This window comes from Halomonas sp. PBN3 (assembly GCF_000475415.1).
Taxonomy (GTDB): domain Bacteria; phylum Pseudomonadota; class Gammaproteobacteria; order Pseudomonadales; family Halomonadaceae; genus Halomonas; species Halomonas shengliensis.
The window spans coordinates 1-20,729 of the sequence record NZ_AXCA01000013.1 but is presented as its reverse complement, the minus strand read 5'-3'; the positions used below and the strand labels follow the sequence as shown (position 1 = coordinate 20,729).

The following is a 20,729-nucleotide window of genomic DNA, read 5'->3' as shown; positions in this document are numbered from 1 at the left end:
AGCCGGGCATGATCCTGAACACGCCAATCGGCTTAGCCCGAGAACTCACGAGGAGATTCCGTGTCACATGCTGCCTGTCGGGATGACGTCCCCATCGGCGCGAGCGAGTGCCTCCGCCGCCTGATCGACGGCGAAACGGGGCGCTGGTGGCTACCCCATGGCCACCTGGAGGTGCGCGGCGAGCCGCGCCTCGGCCGCCTGCTGATCGCCCACGGAGCGGGCGCCGGCCAGGATTCCACGTTCCTGCAACGCCTGCGCGAGGCCCTGGCCGACCAGGGGGTGCAGACTCTGGCCATCGAGTTCGCCTACCTGCAGCGGATGCGCCGGGAGGGGCGCCGCCTTCCGCCGCCACGCATCGACCACCTGGTGGGGGAGTTCACCGCCTGGTGCGACCTTCTGTCACACCCCGAGCTGCCGCCGCTGTGGCTGGGCGGCAAGTCCCTGGGCGGTCGGGTGGCCAGCCTGGTCGCCGCCCGCGACGGTGCCGCGGGCCTGGTGCTGTGTGGCTACCCCTTCCACCCGCCGCGCAGGCCGGAGCGCCTGCGTCTCGATCACTGGCCCGCACTGGCCTGCCCCACCCTGGTGGTGCAGGGCACGCGGGACCCCTTCGGCACCCGGGAGGAGGTGGCGGGCTATGCGTTGCCGTCGGTGGCGCGCCTGCACTGGCTCGAGGATGGTGACCACGACTGGAAACCGCGGCGCGCCTCCGGGCTCACCCAGGCGGCGCTGATCGACCAGGGGGCCGCCGCCATCGCCGCCTTCATGGCCACGCCAGTCCGCGGCGCAAGTGAATGAATCCACGGCCAAAGCGCTCGTCGACGCCGGTGGACGAAAAGCGTTGACATTGAAGGCCGCCCCTGTAGAATGCAGCGCCACGTGACCGGGGGTGGTTAGCTCAGCTGGGAGAGCACCAGCCTTACAAGCTGGGGGTCACAGGTTCGAACCCTGTACCACCCACCACTGCCTCGGCAGTCCCGAATCACGTAGGTAACACGCTGCGGACCGGTAGTTCAGTTGGTTAGAATGCCGGCCTGTCACGCCGGAGGTCGCGGGTTCGAGTCCCGTCCGGTCCGCCACCGTGTTTCCGAATCGTCAGCCCTGTTGCGGACCGGTAGTTCAGTTGGTTAGAATGCCGGCCTGTCACGCCGGAGGTCGCGGGTTCGAGTCCCGTCCGGTCCGCCATCAAGGCCTGACATCGCAGTGCGACATCGTGGGTGATTAGCTCAGTTGGTTAGAGCACCAGCCTCACATGCTGGGGGTCACTGGTTCGAATCCGGTATCACCCACCACGCGGACCGGTAGTTCAGTTGGTTAGAATGCCGGCCTGTCACGCCGGAGGTCGCGGGTTCGAGTCCCGTCCGGTCCGCCATCGTTCGCCACGAATTCCTGAAGCCCCGAGCCATGCTCGGGGCTTCTTCGTGTGCGCGCCCGCCGCCTTGCCGTCGCCCGCCCGATGCGCCCCTCCGTGTTCTCCCTGCCTCCTGCGCCACGCCTGCCGGCTTTGCACGTTCCGGTCAACTATCATACAGTTGTTTGAATGCATGCCGACCACCACGTCCCTGATGCCCGGAGCCGCGCCATGACCGCCTATCCCCACCTCTTCCAGCCCATGACGCTTGGCCACCTGCGCCTCCCCAACCGCATCCTGATGGGCTCGATGCACACCAACCTGGAAGAGGCGCCTGGCGGCTTTGCGCGCCTGGCGGCCTTCTACGCCGAGCGGGTGCGCGAGGGCGTGGGGCTGATCGTCACCGGTGGCATCGCCCCCAACCCCGAGGGGGCGGTGTTCAACGGCGCGGCGACGTTGCAGGACGAGGCGCCGCTGGCCGACCACCGCCGGATGGTGGAGGCGGTGCACGACGAGGGGGGGCGGATCTGCCTGCAGATCCTCCACGCCGGGCGCTACGCCTACACGCCTTCGCCGGTGGCCCCCTCGGCGCTCCAAGCGCCGATCAACCCCGCCGCCCCCCGGGCGCTGACCGGCGAGGAGGTGGAAAGCCAGATCGAGGACTATGTGCGCTGCGCGGTGCTGGCACAGCGGGCGGGTTACGATGGGGTGGAGGTGATGGGCTCCGAGGGGTACCTGATCAACCAGTTCATCTGCCGGCGCACCAACCATCGCGACGACGCCTGGGGCGGCACCTTCGCCAACCGCATCCGCTTCCCGGTGGAGGTGGTGCGGCGCATCCGGGCGGCGGTGGGCGACGACTTCCTGGTGATCTTCCGCCTCTCCCTGATCGACCTGGTGGAGGAGGGCAGCACCCATGACGAGGTGGTGGCGCTGGCCAGGGCCATCGAGGCTGCTGGCGCCGATGCCCTCAACAGCGGCATCGGCTGGCACGAGGCGCGCATTCCCACCATCGTCACCAGCGTGCCGCGGGCGGCCTTCACCGAGGTGACCCGGCGCCTGCGCGGCGAGGTGGCGCTGCCTCTGATCGCTACCAACCGCATCAACATGCCGGAGGTCGCCGAGCGCGTGCTGGCCGAGGGGCATGCCGACATGGTCTCCATGGCACGCCCCTTCCTGGCCGACCCGGCCTGGGTAAGCAAGGCCGCCGCCGGGCGCAGCGAGGAGATCAACACCTGCATCGCCTGCAACCAGGCCTGCCTCGACCACACCTTCGCCGGCCGCATCACCTCCTGCCTGGTCAATCCGCGCGCCGGCCACGAGAGCGAGCTTGCGATCGTCCCCGCCGCCGAGCCCCGGCGCATCGCCGTGGTGGGCGGCGGGCCGGCGGGGCTCGCCGCGGCGCTGACCGCGGCCCGCCGCGGCCATGCGGTGACCCTCTTCGAGCGTGGCGCCGAACTGGGCGGACAGTTCCACCTGGCCCGCCAGATCCCCGGCAAGGAGGAGTTCGCCGAGACCCTGCGCTACTTCCGGGTGATGCTCGACCGCCACGGCGTGACGGTGCACCTCGGCCGCGAGGCCGAGGCGGCGACCCTGGCCGGCTTCGACGCCGTGGTGCTGGCCAGCGGCGTGCGTCCGCGGCGCCTCACGCTGCCCGGCAGCGAGCGCCCCGAGGTGCTCGACTACCCCACGGCGATCCGCCATCCGGAGCGGGTTGGCCCGCGGGTGGCGATCATCGGCGCCGGCGGCATCGGCTTCGACGTGGCGGAGCTTCTGACCCACGCTGACCGACCGGCGCTGGACCGCGACGCCTGGTGCGCGGAGTGGGGGGTCGACCTCTCGGTCGCCACTCCGGGTGGGCTGGCCGCCCCCCGTCCCCCGGAGGTGCCGCGCCGGGTCTTCCTGCTGCAGCGCAAGGCCAGCAAGCCGGGCAAGGGGCTCGGCAAGACCACCGGCTGGGTGCATCGCGCCTCGCTGCGCCAGCGCGGTGTCGAGACCCTGGCCGGCTGCGAGTACCTGCGCATCGACGCGGCGGGCCTGCATATCCGCCACCAGGGCGAGCCGCGCCTGCTCGAGGTCGATAGCGTGGTGGTCTGCGCCGGCCAGGAGCCGGTGCGTGAGCTCGAGGCGCCGCTGCGCGCCGCCGGGGTCGAGGTGCATCGGATCGGCGGCGCGGACGAGCCCGCCGAGCTCGATGCCAAGCGCGCCATCGATCAGGGCACGCGGGTGGCCGCCGCCCTCTGAGCGCGCCCTTCCTCGCCACGCCCTGGCCCCGCGGGCCCGCCATCGAGGGGTGGCGGGCCCGCTGCGTTGAATGGATCGGCACAGGATTCAGCGAACCCCTGCCACGGCACAGGCTCTCAGAGGATAGGCCCGAACGTTGACGGATGGTCCGCTCCCGGGAGCGGCGCCTGGCTACGCTGAGGGTGACCCTGTCCTCGCGCGCCCCGCCCCGGCGCCGAGCCATCGGGCTTAAGGAGGCATCGATGAGCATCTTCGACCATGTGCAGAACCGTTTCGCCCGCACCCAGCAGGAGGAGATGAGCCTGCCGGAGTACCTGGAGCTGTGTCGCGACGAGCCGATGGCCTACGCCTCGGCCGCCGAGCGCATGCTCCAGGCGATCGGCGAGCCGGAGGTCATCGACACGGCCAAGGATCCGCGGCTGTCGCGCATCTTCTCCAACAAGGTGATCCGCCGCTACCCGGCCTTCTCGGAGTTCTACGGCATGGAGGAGGCGATCGAGCAGATCGTCGCCTACTTCCGTCACGCCGCCCAGGGCCTCGAGGAGCGCAAGCAGATCCTCTACCTGCTGGGGCCGGTGGGCGGCGGCAAGTCGTCGCTGGCCGAGCGGCTCAAGCTGCTGATGGAGCGCGTGCCCTTCTACGCCATCAAGGACTCCCCGGTGTTCGAGTCGCCGCTGGGGCTGTTCTCGCCGGAGGAGGACGGCGAGCTGCTGGAGAAGGAGTACGGCATCCCGCGGCGCTACCTGAAGAGCGTGATGTCCCCCTGGGCGGCCAAGCGCCTCAAGGAGTATGGCGGCGACATCAGCCAGTTCCGGGTGGTGCGCCTCTACCCCTCGCGGCTCAACCAGGTCGCCATCTCCAAGACCGAGCCCGGTGACGAGAACAACCAGGACATCTCCTCGCTGGTGGGCAAGGTGGACATCCGCCAGCTCGAGCTGCACTCCCAGGACGACCCCGACGCCTACAGCTTCTCTGGTGGCCTGTGCAAGGCCAACCAGGGGCTGATGGAGTTCGTGGAGATGTTTAAGGCGCCCATCAAGGTGCTGCATCCGCTGCTGACCGCCACCCAGGAGGGCAACTACAACCCCACCGAGGGCATGGGGGCGATTCCCTTCGAGGGCGTCGTGCTGGCCCACTCCAACGAGAGCGAGTGGCAGACCTTCCGTAACAACCGCAACAACGAGGCCTTCCTCGACCGCGTCTACATCGTCAAGGTGCCCTACTGCCTGCGCGTCTCCGAGGAGGTGAAGATCTACGAGAAGCTGCTCGAGCACTCGTCGCTGGCCGAGGCGCCCTGCGCCCCGGATACCCTGCGCATGCTTGCCCAGTTCTCGGTGCTCTCGCGGCTCAAGGAGCCGGAGAACTCCAGCATCTATTCGAAGATGCGGGTCTACGACGGCGAGAACCTCAAGGACACCGACCCCAAGGCCAAGTCGATCCAAGAGTACCGCGACGCCGCCGGGGTCGACGAGGGCATGGACGGCCTCTCCACCCGCTTCGCCTTCAAGATCCTCTCCAAGGTGTTCAACTTCGACAGCCACGAGGTGGCCGCCAACCCGGTGCACCTGCTTTACGTGCTGGAGCAGCGCCTGGAGCAGGAACAGCTGCCCCGGGAGACCTTCGAGCGCTACCTGCGCTTCATCAAGGAGTACCTGGCGCCGCGCTATGTCGACTTCATCGGCAAGGAGATCCAGACCGCCTACCTGGAGTCCTACTCCGAGTACGGCCAGAACATCTTCGACCGCTACGTCACCTACGCCGACTTCTGGATCCAGGACCAGGAGTACCGCGACCCCGAGACCGGCGAGTTCCTCGACCGCCAGGCCCTGAACGAGGAGCTGGAGAAGATCGAGAAGCCGGCGGGCATCTCCAATCCCAAGGACTTCCGCCACGAGGTGGTCAACTTCGTGCTGCGGGCGCGTGCCCAGAACAACGGCATGAACCCCAGCTGGCAGTCCTACGAGAAGCTGCGCGGGGTGATCGAGCACAAGATGTTCGCCAACACCGAGGAGCTGCTGCCGGTGATCTCCTTCAACGCCAAGGCCTCCAGCGCCGACCAGAAGAAGCACGAGGACTTCGTGGCGCGCATGAAGGAGCGCGGCTACACCGAGAAACAGGTGCGCCTGCTCTCCGAGTGGTACCTGCGGGTGCGCAAGTCCCAGTAGCCGGCTGCGCTCGGCACGGGGACAGGGGGAGAAGGGCATCCTTTCCAGGGATGAAACAGCGAGTGCCCAAGGAGGGGAGGCACCGCGTGTCCGTCTCCCCCTGTCGCCGAAACGCCGCAGGCCACTGCAACAGCCGAGACACACCGGCGCCGAGGGTGAGAGCATGAGCTACTTTATCGATCGACGGGCCAACGCCAAGCACAAGAGCGCGGTCAACCGCCAGCGCTTCCTCGACCGCTACCGCACCCATATCAAGCGTTCGGTGGAGGAGGCGGTCAACCGTCGCTCCATCACCGACATGGAGCGTGGCGAGAAGGTCTCGATCCCCGCCCGCGACATCTCCGAGCCGGTCTTCCAGCACGGTACCGGCGGCAGGCGGCGCATCGTTGCCCCCGGCAACAAGGAGTTCGTCGAGGGGGATCGCCTGCGCCGCCCCGGCGGCGGCGGGGGTGGCGGCGACGGCGCGGGGGAGGGGAGCGCCTCCAACCAGGGCGAGGGGGTCGATGAGTTCGCCTTCACCCTCTCCCGGGAGGAGTTCCTCGACTTCGTCTTCGACGGCCTGGAGCTGCCCCACCTGGAGCGCAAGAACCTGGTGGACCTCGACGAGGTGCGTCCGGTGCGTGCCGGGGTCTCCCGGGAGGGGGTGCCGGCGCGGATCAACATCGTGCGCTCCATGCGCGAGGCCCACGCCCGGCGCATCGCCATGCGCGCCCCGATCCGCCGCGCCCTGCGCGAGGCCCGCGAGGCGCTGGAGGCCGAGGAGCGCAAGGACCCGGTGCTGCGCAACCCGGCGCGCATCGCCGAGCTCAAGGCCGAGGTGGAGCGTCTGGAGAAGCGCCTGGAGGCGGTGCCCTTCATCGACACCTACGACCTGCGCTACAACCACCTGGTCAACCAGCCCCAGCCCTCCAGCAAGGCGGTGATGTTCTGCGTGATGGACGTCTCCGGCTCCATGACCCAGGCCCACAAGGACATCGCCAAGCGCTTCTTCCTGCTGCTCTACCTCTTCCTGGAGCGCAACTACGAGAAGGTCGAGCTGGTCTTCGTGCGTCACCACACCGCCGCCCGCGAGGTGGACGAGGAGGAGTTCTTCTACTCCCGGGAGACCGGCGGCACCATCGTCTCCAGCGCCCTCACCCTGGTCGACGAGATCATCGAGGCGCGCTACCCCCCGGGGCAGTGGAACCTCTACGTGGCCCAGGCCTCGGACGGCGACAACTGGGACGACGACTCGGTGGCCTGCCGCGACCTGCTGGTCAAGCGGCTGATGCCGCGCCTGCAGTACTTCACCTACGTGGAGATCACCCCCCATGCCCACCAGGCGCTGTGGGAGGAGTACGAGACGGTGGCCGCGGAGTTCCCGGCGCGCTTCGCCATGCGTCAGATCGTCGAGGCCGGCGACATCTATCCCGTGTTCCGCGAGCTGTTCAAGCGCCGCATGGCCGGCGGCTGAGTGCCGGCACCAGGCCGAGGAGGTCCCATGACCCGACGCAAGCCCATCGCCACGGGCTCCGACTGGAACTTCGAGGTGCTCGCCGAGTTCGAGCGCGAGATCGCGCGGCTGGCGGACGAGTATCGCCTCGACACCTACCCCAACCAGATCGAGGTGATCACCTCCGAGCAGATGATGGACGCCTACGCCAGCGTGGGCATGCCGGTGGGCTACCACCACTGGTCCTTCGGCAAGCAGTTCCTGGCCGTGGAGCAGGCCTATCGCCGTGGCCAGATGGGACTGGCCTACGAGCTCGTCATCAACTCCGATCCCTGCATCGCCTACCTGATGGAGGAGAACACCCTGATGATGCAGGTGCTGGTGATGGCCCACGCCTGCTACGGCCACAACTCCTTCTTCAAGGGCAACTACCTGTTCCGCACCTGGACCGACGCCAGTTCGATCATCGACTACCTGGTGTTCGCGCGGAAGTACATCGCCGAGTGCGAGGAGCGCCACGGCGTCGCCGCGGTGGAGCAGCTGCTCGATGCCTGCCACGCCCTGCAGAACTACGGGGTCGACCGCTACAAGCGCCCCTCGCCGATCTCCGCCGCCGAGGAGGCGCGCCGCCAGAAGGAGCGGGAGGAGCACCTCCAGGCCCAGGTCAACATGCTGTGGCGCACCATCCCCGGGCGCCCCTCGCCGGAGGCGCTGGGCGGCGAGCAGGACGCGGAGGACCCGTTGGGCCTGCACGCCGGCGGCCGCTATCCGCCGGAGCCCCAGGAGAACCTGCTCTACTTCATCGAGAAGAACGCCCCGCTGCTGGCGCCGTGGCAGCGCGAGGTGGTGCGCATCGTGCGCAAGCTGGCGCAGTACTTCTATCCCCAGCGCCAGACCCAGGTGATGAACGAGGGCTGGGCCACCTTCTGGCACTACACCCTGATGAACCGCCTCTTTGATGATGGCGCGGTGGACGAGGGATTGATGCTGGAGTTCCTGCAGTCCCACACCGCGGTGGTCCAGCAGCCCGCCTTCGACAGTCCCTGGTTCAACGGCATCAACCCCTATGCGCTGGGCTTCGCCATCTTCACCGACCTCCGGCGCATGTGCGAGGCGCCCACCGAGGAGGACCGCCGCTGGTTCCCCGATACCGCCGGCGGCGACTGGCGCGAGACCCTGGAGTTCGCCATGCGCAATTTCAAGGACGAGTCCTTCATCCAGCAGTTCCTCTCGCCCAAGGTGATCCGCGACCTCAAGCTGTTCATGCTGGTGGACGATGACCAGGAGGAGATGCTGGAGGTGGCGGCGATCCACGACGAGCGCGGCTACCGGCGCATCCGCGAGGCGCTGGCTGCCCAGTACGCGCTGTCGGTGCGCGAGCCCAACATCCAGGTCTACTCGGCGGACATCCGTGGCGACCGCTCGCTGACCCTGCGCCACGTCCAGGACGACCGTCGCCCCCTGGCGCGCAGCGTCTACCCGGTGATCCGCCACCTGCACCAGTTGTGGGGCTTCCCCGTGTGCCTGGAGTCGGTGCATGACGACCATGTGGTGCGACGCTACCAGTGGCCGCTGCCCGACGAGGAAGCCGAGCGCGCCTGAACGGCGCGCCTCTCTCCGTCGTTGGCCGCTGCCCGTTTTCCTTCCCGTCAAACGACAGGACCCGCGCCGTGGCGCGGGTCCTCCTTAGGCGGCGGTGGGCGACCAGAGTCGCCCCGGCCTCAGCTCTTGGCGGTCCAGGACTGGCACCAGCCGCCCGGTGCCACGCTGTTCTGCGGGAAGAGCTGGCAGCCGTTGGTGTCGGCCTGGAAGAACATGCAGTTGTCGCAGCGCTCGCCCTCCGCATAGGCGGGGTGGTCGGCGGCATCGGCGGCGTTCTCCACGTAGTTCAGCGCCTGGGCCTGCTCCGCGGAGGGGTCCAGCGGCGGCAGGTCCTGGGCGAACGCCTTGCTGGAGAGGATACCGGCGCCCAGCGGCAGGGCGGCGATGCCCATCAGGCTGTGGCGCATGAAGTCGCGGCGGCTATGGTTGGCCATGGGATCTCCTTCTCGTTGCGTTTCCGGTCACGGTCGGGCGCTTGCCCGTCAGGGGGTGGTGGGCCACCTCTCGAGGTTCCGACAGCCGGGGGCCGGCGGAGCTCTTCCCAATGCTAGTCGAGCCCGTCGGGTGGCGCGACTCCCTGCCTGCGACACCTCGTCGCGGCGGGCGGCCCGGGGAGATTCTTCCCTCCCGCCGGCGCTGTTATACTCCTGCCACCACCGGGCGGCCGTCGCCGCCCGCCGCCCACGCGCCCCTCGGGGCGAATGCCGGAGAGAGCCCGATGCAGAATGCCGTGATCCTGATCAACGCCGAGAAGGGGCAGGTGAAGGCGGTGGCCGAGCGCCTGGCCGACGTGGAGGGGATCAGCGAGGTCTACTCCACCTGTGGCCGCTACGACCTGGTGGCCATCGCGCGCACCCGCGACTTCGAGAGCCTCGCCGAGCTGGTCACCGGCCGCCTCAACGCCGTGGAGGGCATCCGCGACACCGAGACCCTCAACGCCATGCAGGTGCACTCCCGCCACGATCTCGAGACCATGTTCTCGCTGGGCTGGTAGCCCGCCCGCTGCCACTCAGCCCATCATTCCCAGGAAGCCGGTCAAGGATGAGTCGTCGTTCCCCTCGCCGGCGCCGCGGTCACCCGCTGCGCCGCCTCGCCGTTTCCCTGCTGTTCGTGGCGGTGGCCGCGGGCCTCTGGCATCTCCAGGAGCGCGAGCTGCGCGACACTCTGGTGTGGATGGGCGTGCCCGAGTGGCAGGAGCCCTCGCCGCTCAGCTTCCACCGGGTGCTGCGCAACGACGGCTTCCTGCTCGGCTGGTCTGATGTGCGGGTCAATGCGCTGTGGGTCGGTTATCGCGTCGCGCCGGTGGGCGACGGCCGCATCGGGGCACGCCCCGACTTCCGCGCGGACTGGCGCACCCTGTGGCCCATCGGCACCGACCACTACGCCGGTAGCGGCTTCGACCGCGGCCACCTGGCGCCCAACTACGCCATCGCCGCGGTGCATGGGCGCGAGGCCCAGCGTGACACCTTCTACATGAGCAACATGAGTCCCCAGCGACCCGACCTCAACCGGCGGCTGTGGCAGCGCCTGGAGGAGGCGGTGATGGATCACTTCGCGCCGCGCCTCGGCGAGCTGCAGGTGATCACCGGGCCGGTGTTTCCCGAGCGCTTCCTCGACAACGTCTTCAATCGGGTGGGCTTGGTGGAGGTGCCGGAGGCCTTCTACAAGATCCTGGTGGTGCCGGGGGAGCGCCCCATGGCCCTGGCCTTCCTGATGCCCCAGGGGGTACGGGGCGACGAGCCGCTGGACGACTTCCTGGTCAGCATCGATGCGATCGAGGCGCGCACCGGACTCGACTTCTTCCCGCGCCTGCCCGAGGCCGCCGCCGAGGCGCTGGAGGGAGGGGTGAGCCCCCGCGGCTGGGCCCTGGAGGAGGTCGCGAACCGTCCCGGGCGTTTCGAGTAGCCCGTATCGAGCAGGCACAAAAAAAAACCGCGATCACGGTCGCGGTTTCCTGTCGGTATCGTCTGTTCTCAGCCTGCATGACGCGAAGAGTGGTGCCCAGGAGAGGACTTGAACCTCCACGTCCGTAAGGACACTAGCACCTGAAGCTAGCGCGTCTACCAATTCCGCCACCTGGGCGCATCATGCATCTCGTCGTGTTCGCGGTCTCCCGAAGGAGATGGTGCCCAGGAGAGGACTTGAACCTCCACGTCCGTAAGGACACTAGCACCTGAAGCTAGCGCGTCTACCAATTCCGCCACCTGGGCGAAACACGAGCGAGTCGAGCTGTGAAAGAGCGATGGTGCCCAGAAGAGGACTTGAACCTCCACGTCCGTAAGGACACTAGCACCTGAAGCTAGCGCGTCTACCAATTCCGCCATCTGGGCAGGCGACGCGTATGGTACTCGATTCTTGGCGCTTTGCAAGAGGGGTGGGCGGGTCGCGAGCAACTTTTTGTCCCGCGCGGGCGGCCGCCATGGTTGGGTGGCCGCGCCCGCGGCGCTATACTGGCGCCATGACCAACGAATCCCCAAGCGACACCCTGTTCCCGCGGCGCCCGAGCGCCCCCCTCCCCATGTCGTCCGCGACCCTGCCAAGGATGCTCTGCGCATGACCCACTGGACGCTCAGCGACGATCCGCACGCGGAACGCGAAGCCCACAAGTACGACAAGCCCGCCCCCAGCCGCGAGTACCTGCTCGCCCGCCTGGAGGAGGTCGGAAAGCCGATCACCCACGAGAGCATGAGCCGCCTGCTCGGCCTCGACGACGAGGAGCTGCAGGAGGCGGTGCGCCGTCGCCTGGCGGCCATGGAGCGTGACGGCCAGGTGCTGCGCAACCGCGCCGGCGCCTACGCGCTGATCGACAAGCTCGACCTGATCAAGGGCAAGGTGCTCGGCCACCGCGACGGTTTCGGCTTCCTGCTGCGCGACGACGGCAAGAAGCCCGACCTGGTGCTGCCGCCCCGGCAGATGCGCCGGGTCTTCCATGGCGACCACGTGCTGGCGCGCATCAGCGGCCGCGACCGCCGCGGCCGCGACGAGGCCACCATCGTCGAGGTGCTGTCGCGCAACACCCAGACCATCGTCGGCGTCTACCGCGAGAACACCCCCGAGTTCGGGGTCCTGATCCCGGAGAACCCCCGCATCACCCAGGAGGTCATCATCCCCCACAGCGCCTGCGGCGGGGCGAAGGATGGCCAGGTGATCTCGGCGCGCATCGTCAAGCAGCCCGAGACCCGGGTGCAGCCGGTGGGCGAGGTGATCGAGGTGCTCGGCGAGCGCATGGACCCGGGGATGGAGATCGACATCGCCATCCGCAGCTACGAGATCCCTGCCGAATTCCCGCCCGAGGTGCATGACCAGATCGGCGAGATGTCCGCCGAGGTGGCCGAGGCCGACAAGGCCAACCGCATCGACCTGCGCCACCTGCCGCTGGTCACCATCGACGACGAGAGCGCCAAGGACTTCGACGACGCCGTGTGCGCCTGGAAGACCAAGTCGGGCAGCTGGAAGCTGCTGGTGGCGATCGCCGATGTCTCCCACTACGTGCGCCCCGGCACGCCCCTCGACCAGGAGGCGGTCCGCCGCGGCAACTCGGTCTACTTCCCGGGGCAGGTGGTGCCGATGCTGCCGGAGCTGCTCTCCAACGGGCTCTGCTCGCTCAACCCGGCGGTGGACCGCCTGGCGCTGGTCTGCGAGATGAACATCTCCCAGAGCGGCACCATCAGTCGCTACCGCTTCTATGAAGCGGTGTTCCAGTCCCATGCGCGCCTCACCTACAACAAGGTGGCGGCGATCCTCGACGAGGACGATGCCGCCGGGGATGCGCTGCGCGAGGAGTACCGGGAGCTGGTGCCCTCGCTCAAGAACCTGCACGCCCTCTACCGGGTGCTGCGCGAGGCGAGGGAGGCCCGTGGGGCCATCGACTTCGAGACCACCGAGACCGCCATCGTCTTCAACGACGAGCGCAAGATCGAGAAGATCGTGCCGCGCAGCCGCAACGATGCTCACAAGCTGATCGAGGAGTGCATGCTGGCGGCCAACGTGGCCACCGCGCGCTTCCTCGACAAGCATGACCTGCCGGCGCTCTACCGTATCCACGAGAAGCCCTCGCCGGAGCGCCTCGACAAGCTGCGCCTCTTCCTCGCCGAGCTGGGGCTCTCCCTGGGCGGCGGCGACGACCCCAGCCCCCAGGACTACCAGGAGCTGGCCGAGGTCATCCGCGACCGCCCCGACGCCGACGTCATCCAGACGGTGATGCTGCGCTCCATGAGCCGTGCGGTCTACTCGCCCCAGAACGACGGTCACTTCGGCCTGGCCTATCCGGCCTATGCCCACTTCACCTCGCCGATCCGCCGCTACCCCGACCTGATCGTGCACCGCGCCATCCGCTCGGTGATCCGTGGCCCGCGCCAGACCAACACCGTGCTGCGCGCCGACGGGGCCCCGGTGGAGCCGCCCAGCCGCTGGGCGCCCTACACCTTCGAGCAGATGCTCGAGCTCGGCGAGCACTGCTCGATGACCGAGCGGCGCGCCGATGACGCCACCCGCGACGTCGAGGACTGGCTCAAGTGCGAGTTCATGTCCGACAAGCTTGGCGAGGTCTACGACGGCACCATCTCCTCGGTGACCCAGTTCGGCATCTTCGTGCAGCTCGACGAGGTGTACGTGGAGGGGCTGGTGCACGTCACCTCGCTGCCCTCCGACTACTACCACTACGAGCCGGAGAAGCATCGCCTCAAGGGCGAACGCTCGGGGATGAGCTACCGCCTGGGGGATGGCGTCACCGTGCAGGTGGCCCGGGTCGACCTGGACGAGCGCAAGATCGACTTCGCCCTGGCCGACGACAAGCCCCGTCCCAAGCGCTCGCCGCGCCGCCGCCGGGCGGTGGACGCCGCCCCCGATAAGGGGCGCGCCCGCGCCGGCGGCAAGCCGCCCAAGGCCGAGGCATCCCGAGGCGACACCGCCGCCCAGGGTGACAAGGCCGACAAGGGCGATGGCCGCAAGCGCAGCGGCAACCGTCGGCGCCGCAGCCGGCGCTGAGCCGCGGTGGCGGGCCGTCCGGCCCGCCCGGGATGTTTGACGAAAGCGAGCGACATGAAGCAGAAGCGAAGCCGCCGGCCGCCCACGGGCAAGCCGGCCGTCCCCGGTGGGCTGGAGAGCGTGTTCGGCGTGCACGCCGTGCGTGCCCTGATCGAGCGTGGCGAGACGCCCCGCGAGCTGTGGGTCCAGGAGGGCAGTGCCAGCGAGCGGCTGGCCGAGCTGGTGGAGGCTGCCCGCGCCGGCGGCGCCCGGGTGCAGCGTCGCCCCCGCGACGAGCTCGACCGCCTGGCCCAGGGCGCCGCCCACCAGGGCATCGTCGCCTTCGCCGCGCCGCTCGCCTTCGCCGCCGAGAGCGAGCTGTGGTTCCGGCTGGAGGCCTGGCCCGGTGAGGCGCCACCGCTGCTGCTGGTGCTGGACGGCGTCACCGACGTGCACAACTTCGGCGCCTGCCTGCGCAGCGCCGATGCCGCCGGGGTGGACGGGGTGATCGTGCCCAAGGACAAGGCCGCCCCACTCAACGCCACGGTGCGCAAGGTGGCCTGCGGCGCCGCCGAGAGCGTGCCGGTCTACCAGGTCACCAACCTGGCCCGTGCCCTGGCCAGGCTCAAGGCGCTGGGCGTCTGGGTCACCGGTACCGCCGGCGAGGCCGAGGCGCTGGTCTTCGAGGCCGACCTGGCGGGGCCCACGGCGCTGGTGATGGGGGCCGAGGGCAAGGGGCTTCGGCGCCTGACCCGCGAGGCCTGCGACCAGCTGGTCAAGCTGCCCATGGTGGGCAGCGTGTCGAGCCTCAACGTCTCGGTGGCCACCGGCATCTGCCTGTTCGAGGCCGTGCGCCAGCGCCGCGGCCAGGGCTATCGCAGATAGCCTGGCTGCTCGATAGCTCGGGGCTGATCTGACGATAAGCCTACGAGGAGGCGCTGTAAATACCTCCCTGTACGCTACCTCGGCCGTCCCTGGTCCTCGGACCTCCTCTTCGGCTTATCCCCAGCGCCCCTTGGTTCGGTAACTGCGATAGCCCTGGCGCCGCGGCTGATGCGCTTGCGCACCAGGTCCACACTCTTTAGAATGCTTGCGCCCGTTCGTCCATCGAGCGGGCGTTCGTGTTTCTTCTATCACCTCCTTGCTTCCCCGGAGCGCCGAGTCCTCCCGTGGAAGCTGCCAAACCGCAAGGAGATCCCATGCGTCACTACGAGATCGTGTTCATGGTCCACCCGGACCAGAGCGAGCAGGTTCCCGCCATGGTCGAGCGCTACACCGGCCTCGTCACCGAGAACGGCGGCACCGTGCATCGCCTCGAGGATTGGGGCCGTCGTCACCTGGCCTACCCGATCAACAAGATCCACAAGGCTCACTACGTGCTGATGAACGTCGAGTGCAGCGGCGAGACCCTCGACGAGATCGAGAACATCTTCCGCTTCAACGACGCCATCATTCGCAGCCTGGTGGTGCGCTGCAAGGAAGCCGTCACCGAGGCCTCGCCGATGATGAAGCCGGTGGAAGAGAAGCGCGCGCGTCGCGACGAGAAGCCCCGCGCCGAGTCCGCCTGATCCCACCCCATCGCACGTCTGAAGGAGTCTTCACATGGCACGCTTTTTCCGTCGCCGCAAGTTCTGCCGTTTCACCGCCGAGGGCGTGAAGCAGATCGACTACAAGGATCTGGACACCCTCAAGGCCTACATCACCGAGACCGGCAAGATCGTTCCCAGCCGCATCACCGGTACCAAGGCCCGCTACCAGCGTCAGCTGGCGACCGCCGTCAAGCGCGCCCGCTACCTGGCGCTGCTGCCCTACACCGATAGCCACCAGTAAGCGCCAGGCACGATGCTGACGATCGCCCGCTGGGTGATGCGCGGCACGCCCCACGCCGTCGGCGGGGCCGTGGTCGCCACCCTGATCCCCTGGCTGTTCTGGCTGGGGGCCGCCATCGCGGCCCTGGTCACCCTGCGCCGCGGGCTCTCCCCGGCGCTGCCGGTGATCCTGGCCGCCGCCGTGCCCTCGGGCTGGTGGTGGATGCAGGGGGATGTCATCCCGCTGGCCAGCGTGCTGCTGGTCACCCTGATGGCGGTGGTGCTGCGCGCCCGCCTGCGCTGGAGCGAGGCGTTGATCGCCGGCGCCCTGGCCGGGGCGGTGATGATCCAGCTGGGCGTCTTCCTGCCGCCCCAGGGGACCGGCGAGATGCTCGCCGAGCTGCGCCAGGCCTCCCCCGAGGTGGCGCGCCTGCTTGCCGAGCTGACCCGCCAGGGGCTCGACACCGAGCAGCTGGCGGCGCTGCTGATCGGTGGGGTCACCGGCCTGATGGTGCTGATCGCCGCCGTGGCCTGCCTGGCCCTGGCGCGCAGCTGGCAGGCGGGGCTCTACAACCCCGGGGGCTTCCGCGAGGAGTTCCACGCCCTGCGCCTCTCGCCGCGTGAGCTCGCCGTGCTGGTGGTGCTCGGGGTGGTCGGCGGCGTGCTGGGGCTGCCCGGGCTCGGCATGCTGCTGTGGGTGCCGCTGCTGGTCGCCGGCATCGCGCTGGTGCATGGTTTTATCGGACTGAAAGGGATGAACGGGCTGTGGCTGGTCGCCTTCTACCTGCTGCTGATCACCACCTGGCCCATGATTCTGATCGTGCTGCTGCTGGCCTTCATCGACGTCTTCGCGGATATCCGCGGGCGTCTGGCCAGCCGCGACTGACAAGAGGTTTACGAGATGGAAGTCATTCTGCTCGACAAGATTGGCAAGCTGGGCGGCCTGGGTGACCAGGTCACCGTCAAGCCCGGCTACGGCCGCAACTACCTGGTGCCCTACGGCCTCGCCGTGCCGGCCACCAAGGACAACATCGAGGCCTTCGAGGCCCAGCGTGCCGAGCTCGAGGCCCAGGCCGCCGAGCGCAAGGCCGAGGCCGAGGCGCGTGCCGCCCAGCTGAACGAGATCGAGCTCTCCCTGGTCGCCAAGGCCGGCGACGAGGGCAAGCTGTTCGGCTCCATCGGTCCCCGCGACCTGGCCGAGGCCATCTCCTCGGCCGGCATCGAGGTGGCCAAGAGCGAGGTGCGCATGCCCGAAGGTCCGCTGCGTGCCACCGGTGAGTACGACATCCAGCTGCACCTGCATGCGGAAGTCGACGCCACCGTGCGCGTGGTGGTCGTGGCCGAGTAAGCCGCGTCCGCAGCGCCTGACGAGGGGCGCGGGGAGAGATCCCCGCGCCCCTCGTCATGTTGGGGGAAGAGTCATGGGGCGATGGGGCCGACTGGGGTAGAATGGCCTCCCCGCAACGCCCAGGGTGATTCAGCGCATGTCCGAGATCCTCGAGCACGACCAGGAAACCGCCGCCCTCAAGGTGCCGCCCCATTCGCTGGAGGCGGAGCAGTCGGTGCTGGGCGGGCTGATGCTCGACAACCAGGCGTGGGACAACGTCGCCGACCGCCTGGTGGCCGACGACTTCTACCGCTACGAGCACCGCCTGATCTTCAACGTCATGGCGGAGCTCGCCGAGGGTGCCAGGCCGCTGGACGTGGTGACCCTCTCCGAGGCGCTGGAGGGGCGCGACCAGCTGGATACCGTGGGCGGGCTCGCCTATCTCGCCGAACTGGCCCGCAACACCCCCTCGGCCAGCAACATCCGTGCCTACGCCGACATCGTTCGCGAGCGTGCCACCCTGCGCAAGCTGATCCGTGCCGCCAGCCAGATCGCCGATGGCGCCTTCAGCCCCCAGGGGCGCCCCGCCGATGAGCTGGTGGACGAGGCCGAGCGACTGGTGTTCCAGATCAGCGAGGAGCGCCCCAAGTCAGGCGGCCCGGTGGGCATGAGCGAGCTGCTCGCCAAGGCGGTGGACCGCATCGACGAGCTGTTCAACATGCAGGGGGAGATGACCGGCCTCTCCACCGGCTTTCGCGACCTCGACGAGATGACCTCGGGGCTGCAGCCCTCGGACCTGGTGATCATCGCGGGGCGGCCCTCGATGGGCAAGACCACCTTCGCCATGAATCTGGTCGAGCACGCGGTGATCGCCAGCGACAAGCCGGTGATGGTGTTCTCCATGGAGATGCCCGCCGAGTCGCTGATGCTGCGCATGCTCTCCTCGCTGGGGCGCATCGACCAGACCCGGGTGCGTACCGGCCAGCTGGAGGACGAGGACTGGCCGCGCCTGACCTCGGCGGTCAACCTGCTCAAGGACAAGCAGCTGTTCATCGACGACACCGCCGCGCTCTCGCCCAACGAGATGCGCTCGCGGATCCGCCGGGTGGTGCGCGAGCACGGCAACCTGGCGCTGATCATGATCGACTACCTGCAGCTGATGCAGATCCCCGGCTTCTCCGAGAACCGCACCGGCGAGATCTCCGAGATCTCGCGCTCGCTCAAGGGGCTGGCCAAGGAGTTCGGCTGCCCGGTGGTGGCGCTCTCCCAGCTCAACCGCTCGCTGGAGCAGCGCCCCAACAAGCGCCCGGTGATGTCGGACCTGCGCGAGTCGGGCGCCATCGAGCAGGATGCCGACATCATCGCCTTCGTCTATCGCGACGAGGTCTACAATCCGGATAACCCCGACAACCAAGGGCTCGCCGAGGTGATCATCGGCAAGCAGCGTAACGGCCCTATCGGCACCGTGCACATGGCCTTCATCGGCAAGTACACCCGCTTCGAGGACCTGGCGCCGGACAGCTACGGCGACACCTTCGGCGAGTAGGCGCGGCTTGAGCCTGCGGGGCAGGGCCGTATAATCCCCACCCCTCGAACCCGGACAGGAAGGAGGCAGCATGGCAGGTGGATTTCGGCGCGGCAATCGACGCCGCACCCCCAAGCTGGAGGCGCGCGGCGAGCTCCAGTCGGTGGAGCGCGAGGGCCCGTTCAAGGAGTGGCTGGGCATGCCCGACCTCTACCGCTACCAGCTGGTGGTGGAGGGTGAGACCTACAGCTACCAGACCGAGGACGCCGAGCTGCCGGTGGCGGTGGGCGATCGCGTGGTGTTCCGCTACAAGGAGACCAAGGCCGGCAAGTGGGTCGACCGCAACTCCCTGGGCAAGGCGATCGACCCTTCCGACTACCAGTAGCGCCAGGAACTCCCCGGGGTGGCGAGGGTCACATTCCCGACACGCAGCCGTCACCGCCGCGTCATCGGGCGGCCTCAGGCTGCAGGGAATGTCACCTGCCAGATACCCCGGAGGGATCCATGGAATTCCACGAGCTCAAGGCCTTCGTGGCCCATCACGACAACTACGAGATCCGCGTCATCGGCCATGCCGGCAGCCGCTTCTACCAGGTGGAGCTGGAGGATATCGAGGGGCAGCGCCACATGCTGACCCGCCGCGGCAAGCCGGTGCTGTTCCGCGCCCTGGACGACGTCTATGTGGAGCTCAAGCGCGCCGGCATCCACCGCGCCTACCTGGTCCAGCAGGTGCCCCACGACGAGGTGATCGGCCGCGCCACTCACTACCAGGACCCGCTGACCTCACGCATGCCGCTGGTCTTCTGAGCATCGCTCCGGCGCTATGGCCTGACCTCTTTCCGTCGACCGCTTCCCGGCGAACGACTCACCGCCGCTCCACCGGCCAGCGCCCTAGACGCCCCCGGCGGCGGGCAGGCCATCGATATCCCGCGTCCATCGCGCCTGTGAACCCGGCAGGCCGCTCAGCCACACCGAGTCAGCCACACCGAGTCAGCCACACCGAGTCAGCCACACCAGGCGCCGATAGCCGAGCACCCGGGCCGCGGGATGGGCTGATCCTGAGCTGTACAAATTCACTTGATAGTACAACTTCACCCCGCCGGGGGCGAGGAGGCTGGTACACTAGCCTCTCCTCAAGCAGTGCCCGAGCAGCGACCCAAGGAGCTCCGCCCATGACCACCCCGACCCAGGATTCGGCTCGCCCCGAGATGGACCGCCCTGGTGAGGGCCGCCTGGCCCATGCCCCGTCCGACCATCCCGCCATCCCCCGCGCCCGGGTCGGGGTGGTGCTGGTCAACCTGGGCACCCCGGACGCCACCGACTACTGGTCCATGCGTCGCTACCTCAGTGAGTTCCTCTCCGACAAGCGGGTGGTGGACTACCCGAGCTGGAAGTGGCAGCCGCTGCTGCAGCTGATCATCCTCGCGCGGCGGCCCTTCAAGTCCGGCGAGGCCTATCGCGGTATCTGGAACACCGAGAAGGACGAGAGCCCACTGCTGACCATCACCCGGGAGCAGACCCGCAAGGTGGCCGAGGGGCTCGAGGCGCGCTACGGCGAGCGGGTGATGGTCGACTTCGCCATGCGCTACGGCAACCCCTCCACCGACAGCGTGCTCAGGCGCCTGCAGGCGGCAGGCTGCGAGAAGATCCTGTTCTTCCCGCTCTATCCCCAGTACGCCTCGCCCACCACCGCCACCGCCAACGACCACGCCTTCCGCACTCTGATGAAGCTCAAGTGGCAGCCGGCGATACGTACCGTGCCCGCCTACTTCGAGCACCCCCGCTATGTCGAGGCGCTGGCCAGCTCGGTACGCGAGGCGTATGACGCCGCCGAGACGCCGCCCGAGGTACTGGTGGCCTCCTACCACGGCGTACCCAAGCGCTTCCTGATGGAGGGCGACCCCTACCACTGCCAGTGCCAGAAGACCACGCGGCTGCTGCGCGAGGCGCTGGGCTGGGAGGGAGACGCCATCCAGACCGCCTTCCAGTCGCAGTTCGGGCCGGAGGAGTGGGTGGGGCCCCAGACGGTGGAGCATGTGGCCGAGCTGGCCCGCCAGGGCAGGAAGCATATCGCGGTGGTATCGCCGGCCTTCTCCGCCGACTGCGTCGAGACCCTGGAGGAGATTCAGGAGGAGATCCGCGACGCCTTCCTGGAGGCGGGCGGGGAGACCTTCACCTACGTGCCTTGCCTCAACGATCGCGACGACCATATCGCCGCGCTGCTCGCGATCATCGACAACGAGCTGGGCGGCTGGGTATAGGGCACGCTCCCTGCCGGCACGCCACTCCAATCGGGCCCGCCACTGGCGGGCC

Annotated in this window: 18 protein-coding genes and 8 tRNA genes; 22 read left to right on the top strand and 4 right to left on the bottom strand. The window is 68.6% G+C overall.

Features of this window, described 5'->3' with window-relative positions; genetic code table 11:
• Positions 1 to 60 precede the first annotated feature (60 nt).
• From Q673_RS20625 to Q673_RS20580, 10 genes are all read left to right on the top strand, one after another.
• A complete protein-coding gene (locus tag Q673_RS20625; RefSeq protein ID WP_023004517.1) occupies positions 61 to 795 on the top strand; it encodes an alpha/beta family hydrolase in 735 nt (244 codons plus the stop codon).
• Between the two features lie 89 nt (positions 796 to 884).
• Positions 885 to 960: transfer RNA gene (locus Q673_RS20620), tRNA-Val, on the top strand.
• A gap of 39 nt (positions 961 to 999) precedes the next feature.
• A tRNA-Asp gene (locus tag Q673_RS20615) sits at positions 1,000 to 1,076 on the top strand.
• A 29-nt stretch (positions 1,077 to 1,105) separates the two neighbouring features.
• Positions 1,106 to 1,182 (top strand) — tRNA-Asp (locus Q673_RS20610).
• Between the two features lie 30 nt (positions 1,183 to 1,212).
• Positions 1,213 to 1,289 (top strand) — tRNA-Val (locus tag Q673_RS20605).
• Positions 1,290 to 1,292: 3 nt separating this feature from the next.
• Positions 1,293 to 1,369, top strand: a tRNA-Asp gene (locus Q673_RS20600).
• Positions 1,370 to 1,579: 210 nt separating this feature from the next.
• A complete protein-coding gene (locus Q673_RS20595) occupies positions 1,580 to 3,592 on the top strand; it encodes an NADPH-dependent 2,4-dienoyl-CoA reductase (protein WP_023004516.1) in 2,013 nt (670 codons plus the stop codon).
• 242 nt (positions 3,593 to 3,834) lie between these two features.
• Positions 3,835 to 5,757: a PrkA family serine protein kinase gene (locus tag Q673_RS20590; protein WP_023004515.1), complete on the top strand. Its 1,923-nt coding sequence runs from the start codon at positions 3,835 to 3,837 to the stop codon at positions 5,755 to 5,757.
• A gap of 163 nt (positions 5,758 to 5,920) precedes the next feature.
• Entirely contained in the window at positions 5,921 to 7,210 is a 1,290-nt protein-coding gene (locus Q673_RS20585; RefSeq protein ID WP_023004514.1) for a YeaH/YhbH family protein, read from the top strand.
• A 27-nt stretch (positions 7,211 to 7,237) separates the two neighbouring features.
• The gene (locus Q673_RS20580; RefSeq protein ID WP_023004513.1) at positions 7,238 to 8,791 is read left to right on the top strand and encodes a SpoVR family protein; all 1,554 of its coding nucleotides are present in this window, start codon (positions 7,238 to 7,240) and stop codon (positions 8,789 to 8,791) included.
• 119 nt (positions 8,792 to 8,910) lie between these two features.
• On the opposite strand, the gene Q673_RS20575 is transcribed toward Q673_RS20580, so the two are convergent.
• On the bottom strand, positions 8,911 to 9,225 hold the full coding sequence (locus Q673_RS20575) for a high-potential iron-sulfur protein (protein WP_023004512.1): 315 nt from the start codon (positions 9,223 to 9,225) through the stop codon (positions 8,911 to 8,913).
• 284 nt (positions 9,226 to 9,509) lie between these two features.
• Here Q673_RS20575 and Q673_RS20570 point away from each other — a divergent pair, with 284 nt between their 5' ends.
• Positions 9,510 to 9,785: an Lrp/AsnC family transcriptional regulator gene (locus Q673_RS20570; RefSeq protein WP_023004511.1), complete on the top strand. Its 276-nt coding sequence runs from the start codon at positions 9,510 to 9,512 to the stop codon at positions 9,783 to 9,785.
• A 47-nt stretch (positions 9,786 to 9,832) separates the two neighbouring features.
• Positions 9,833 to 10,696: a DNA/RNA non-specific endonuclease gene (locus Q673_RS20565; RefSeq protein WP_023004510.1), complete on the top strand. Its 864-nt coding sequence runs from the start codon at positions 9,833 to 9,835 to the stop codon at positions 10,694 to 10,696.
• Between the two features lie 90 nt (positions 10,697 to 10,786).
• Here the strand turns inward: Q673_RS20565 and Q673_RS20560 are convergent.
• The 3 genes from Q673_RS20560 to Q673_RS20550 form a co-directional block, all read right to left on the bottom strand.
• Positions 10,787 to 10,873: transfer RNA gene (locus tag Q673_RS20560), tRNA-Leu, on the bottom strand.
• A gap of 41 nt (positions 10,874 to 10,914) precedes the next feature.
• A tRNA-Leu gene (locus Q673_RS20555) sits at positions 10,915 to 11,001 on the bottom strand.
• Positions 11,002 to 11,034: 33 nt separating this feature from the next.
• Positions 11,035 to 11,121 (bottom strand) — tRNA-Leu (locus tag Q673_RS20550).
• 223 nt (positions 11,122 to 11,344) lie between these two features.
• Here Q673_RS20550 and rnr point away from each other — a divergent pair.
• The 10 genes from rnr (at position 11,345) to hemH (ending at position 20,677) form a co-directional block, all read left to right on the top strand.
• On the top strand, positions 11,345 to 13,777 hold the full coding sequence (gene rnr, locus Q673_RS20545) for a ribonuclease R (RefSeq protein ID WP_023004509.1): 2,433 nt from the start codon (positions 11,345 to 11,347) through the stop codon (positions 13,775 to 13,777).
• 54 nt (positions 13,778 to 13,831) lie between these two features.
• Positions 13,832 to 14,641, top strand: a complete 810-nt coding sequence (gene rlmB / locus Q673_RS20540; protein ID WP_023004508.1) for a 23S rRNA (guanosine(2251)-2'-O)-methyltransferase RlmB — start codon at positions 13,832 to 13,834, stop codon at positions 14,639 to 14,641.
• 314 nt (positions 14,642 to 14,955) lie between these two features.
• The gene (gene rpsF / locus Q673_RS20535; RefSeq protein WP_023004507.1) at positions 14,956 to 15,324 is read left to right on the top strand and encodes a 30S ribosomal protein S6; all 369 of its coding nucleotides are present in this window, start codon (positions 14,956 to 14,958) and stop codon (positions 15,322 to 15,324) included.
• 34 nt (positions 15,325 to 15,358) lie between these two features.
• Positions 15,359 to 15,586 carry a 30S ribosomal protein S18 gene (rpsR, locus tag Q673_RS20530; RefSeq protein ID WP_023004506.1) on the top strand — a complete coding sequence of 76 codons (228 nt, stop codon included), beginning with the start codon at positions 15,359 to 15,361 and terminating at the stop codon, positions 15,584 to 15,586.
• A gap of 12 nt (positions 15,587 to 15,598) precedes the next feature.
• Positions 15,599 to 16,450 (top strand): hypothetical protein, encoded by an 852-nt coding sequence (locus tag Q673_RS20525; protein ID WP_023004505.1) that lies wholly within the window; start codon positions 15,599 to 15,601, stop codon positions 16,448 to 16,450.
• Between the two features lie 15 nt (positions 16,451 to 16,465).
• The gene (gene rplI, locus Q673_RS20520; protein ID WP_023004504.1) at positions 16,466 to 16,912 is read left to right on the top strand and encodes a 50S ribosomal protein L9; all 447 of its coding nucleotides are present in this window, start codon (positions 16,466 to 16,468) and stop codon (positions 16,910 to 16,912) included.
• Positions 16,913 to 17,048: 136 nt separating this feature from the next.
• Positions 17,049 to 18,437, top strand: a complete 1,389-nt coding sequence (gene dnaB, locus Q673_RS20515; RefSeq protein WP_023004503.1) for a replicative DNA helicase — start codon at positions 17,049 to 17,051, stop codon at positions 18,435 to 18,437.
• Positions 18,438 to 18,507: 70 nt separating this feature from the next.
• On the top strand, positions 18,508 to 18,801 hold the full coding sequence (locus tag Q673_RS20510; protein WP_023004502.1) for a hypothetical protein: 294 nt from the start codon (positions 18,508 to 18,510) through the stop codon (positions 18,799 to 18,801).
• Positions 18,802 to 18,920: 119 nt separating this feature from the next.
• Positions 18,921 to 19,223 (top strand): DUF6482 family protein, encoded by a 303-nt coding sequence (locus tag Q673_RS20505; protein ID WP_023004501.1) that lies wholly within the window; start codon positions 18,921 to 18,923, stop codon positions 19,221 to 19,223.
• Positions 19,224 to 19,588: 365 nt separating this feature from the next.
• Positions 19,589 to 20,677: a ferrochelatase gene (hemH, locus tag Q673_RS20500; RefSeq protein WP_023004500.1), complete on the top strand. Its 1,089-nt coding sequence runs from the start codon at positions 19,589 to 19,591 to the stop codon at positions 20,675 to 20,677.
• Positions 20,678 to 20,729: the final 52 nt, after the last annotated feature.

Bases quoted from the DNA above. Each gene is read 5' to 3' on its own strand.
- rplI (WP_023004504.1), top strand. From the start codon at position 16,466: ATGGAAGTCATTCTGCTCGACAAGATTGGCAAGCTGGGCGGCCTGGGT.
- rlmB (WP_023004508.1), top strand. From the start codon at position 13,832: ATGAAGCAGAAGCGAAGCCGCCGGCCGCCCACGGGCAAGCCGGCCGTC.
- hemH (WP_023004500.1), top strand. From the start codon at position 19,589: ATGACCACCCCGACCCAGGATTCGGCTCGCCCCGAGATGGACCGCCCT.
- Q673_RS20590 (WP_023004515.1), top strand. From the start codon at position 3,835: ATGAGCATCTTCGACCATGTGCAGAACCGTTTCGCCCGCACCCAGCAG.
- Q673_RS20580 (WP_023004513.1), top strand. From the start codon at position 7,238: ATGACCCGACGCAAGCCCATCGCCACGGGCTCCGACTGGAACTTCGAG.
- Q673_RS20595 (WP_023004516.1), top strand. From the start codon at position 1,580: ATGACCGCCTATCCCCACCTCTTCCAGCCCATGACGCTTGGCCACCTG.
- Q673_RS20510 (WP_023004502.1), top strand. From the start codon at position 18,508: ATGGCAGGTGGATTTCGGCGCGGCAATCGACGCCGCACCCCCAAGCTG.
- Q673_RS20585 (WP_023004514.1), top strand. From the start codon at position 5,921: ATGAGCTACTTTATCGATCGACGGGCCAACGCCAAGCACAAGAGCGCG.
- Q673_RS20565 (WP_023004510.1), top strand. From the start codon at position 9,833: ATGAGTCGTCGTTCCCCTCGCCGGCGCCGCGGTCACCCGCTGCGCCGC.
- rnr (WP_023004509.1), top strand. From the start codon at position 11,345: ATGACCCACTGGACGCTCAGCGACGATCCGCACGCGGAACGCGAAGCC.
- Q673_RS20525 (WP_023004505.1), top strand. From the start codon at position 15,599: ATGCTGACGATCGCCCGCTGGGTGATGCGCGGCACGCCCCACGCCGTC.
- Q673_RS20505 (WP_023004501.1), top strand. From the start codon at position 18,921: ATGGAATTCCACGAGCTCAAGGCCTTCGTGGCCCATCACGACAACTAC.
- Q673_RS20570 (WP_023004511.1), top strand. From the start codon at position 9,510: ATGCAGAATGCCGTGATCCTGATCAACGCCGAGAAGGGGCAGGTGAAG.
- rpsF (WP_023004507.1), top strand. From the start codon at position 14,956: ATGCGTCACTACGAGATCGTGTTCATGGTCCACCCGGACCAGAGCGAG.
- rpsR (WP_023004506.1), top strand. From the start codon at position 15,359: ATGGCACGCTTTTTCCGTCGCCGCAAGTTCTGCCGTTTCACCGCCGAG.
- Q673_RS20575 (WP_023004512.1), bottom strand. From the start codon at position 9,225: ATGGCCAACCATAGCCGCCGCGACTTCATGCGCCACAGCCTGATGGGC.
- dnaB (WP_023004503.1), top strand. From the start codon at position 17,049: ATGTCCGAGATCCTCGAGCACGACCAGGAAACCGCCGCCCTCAAGGTG.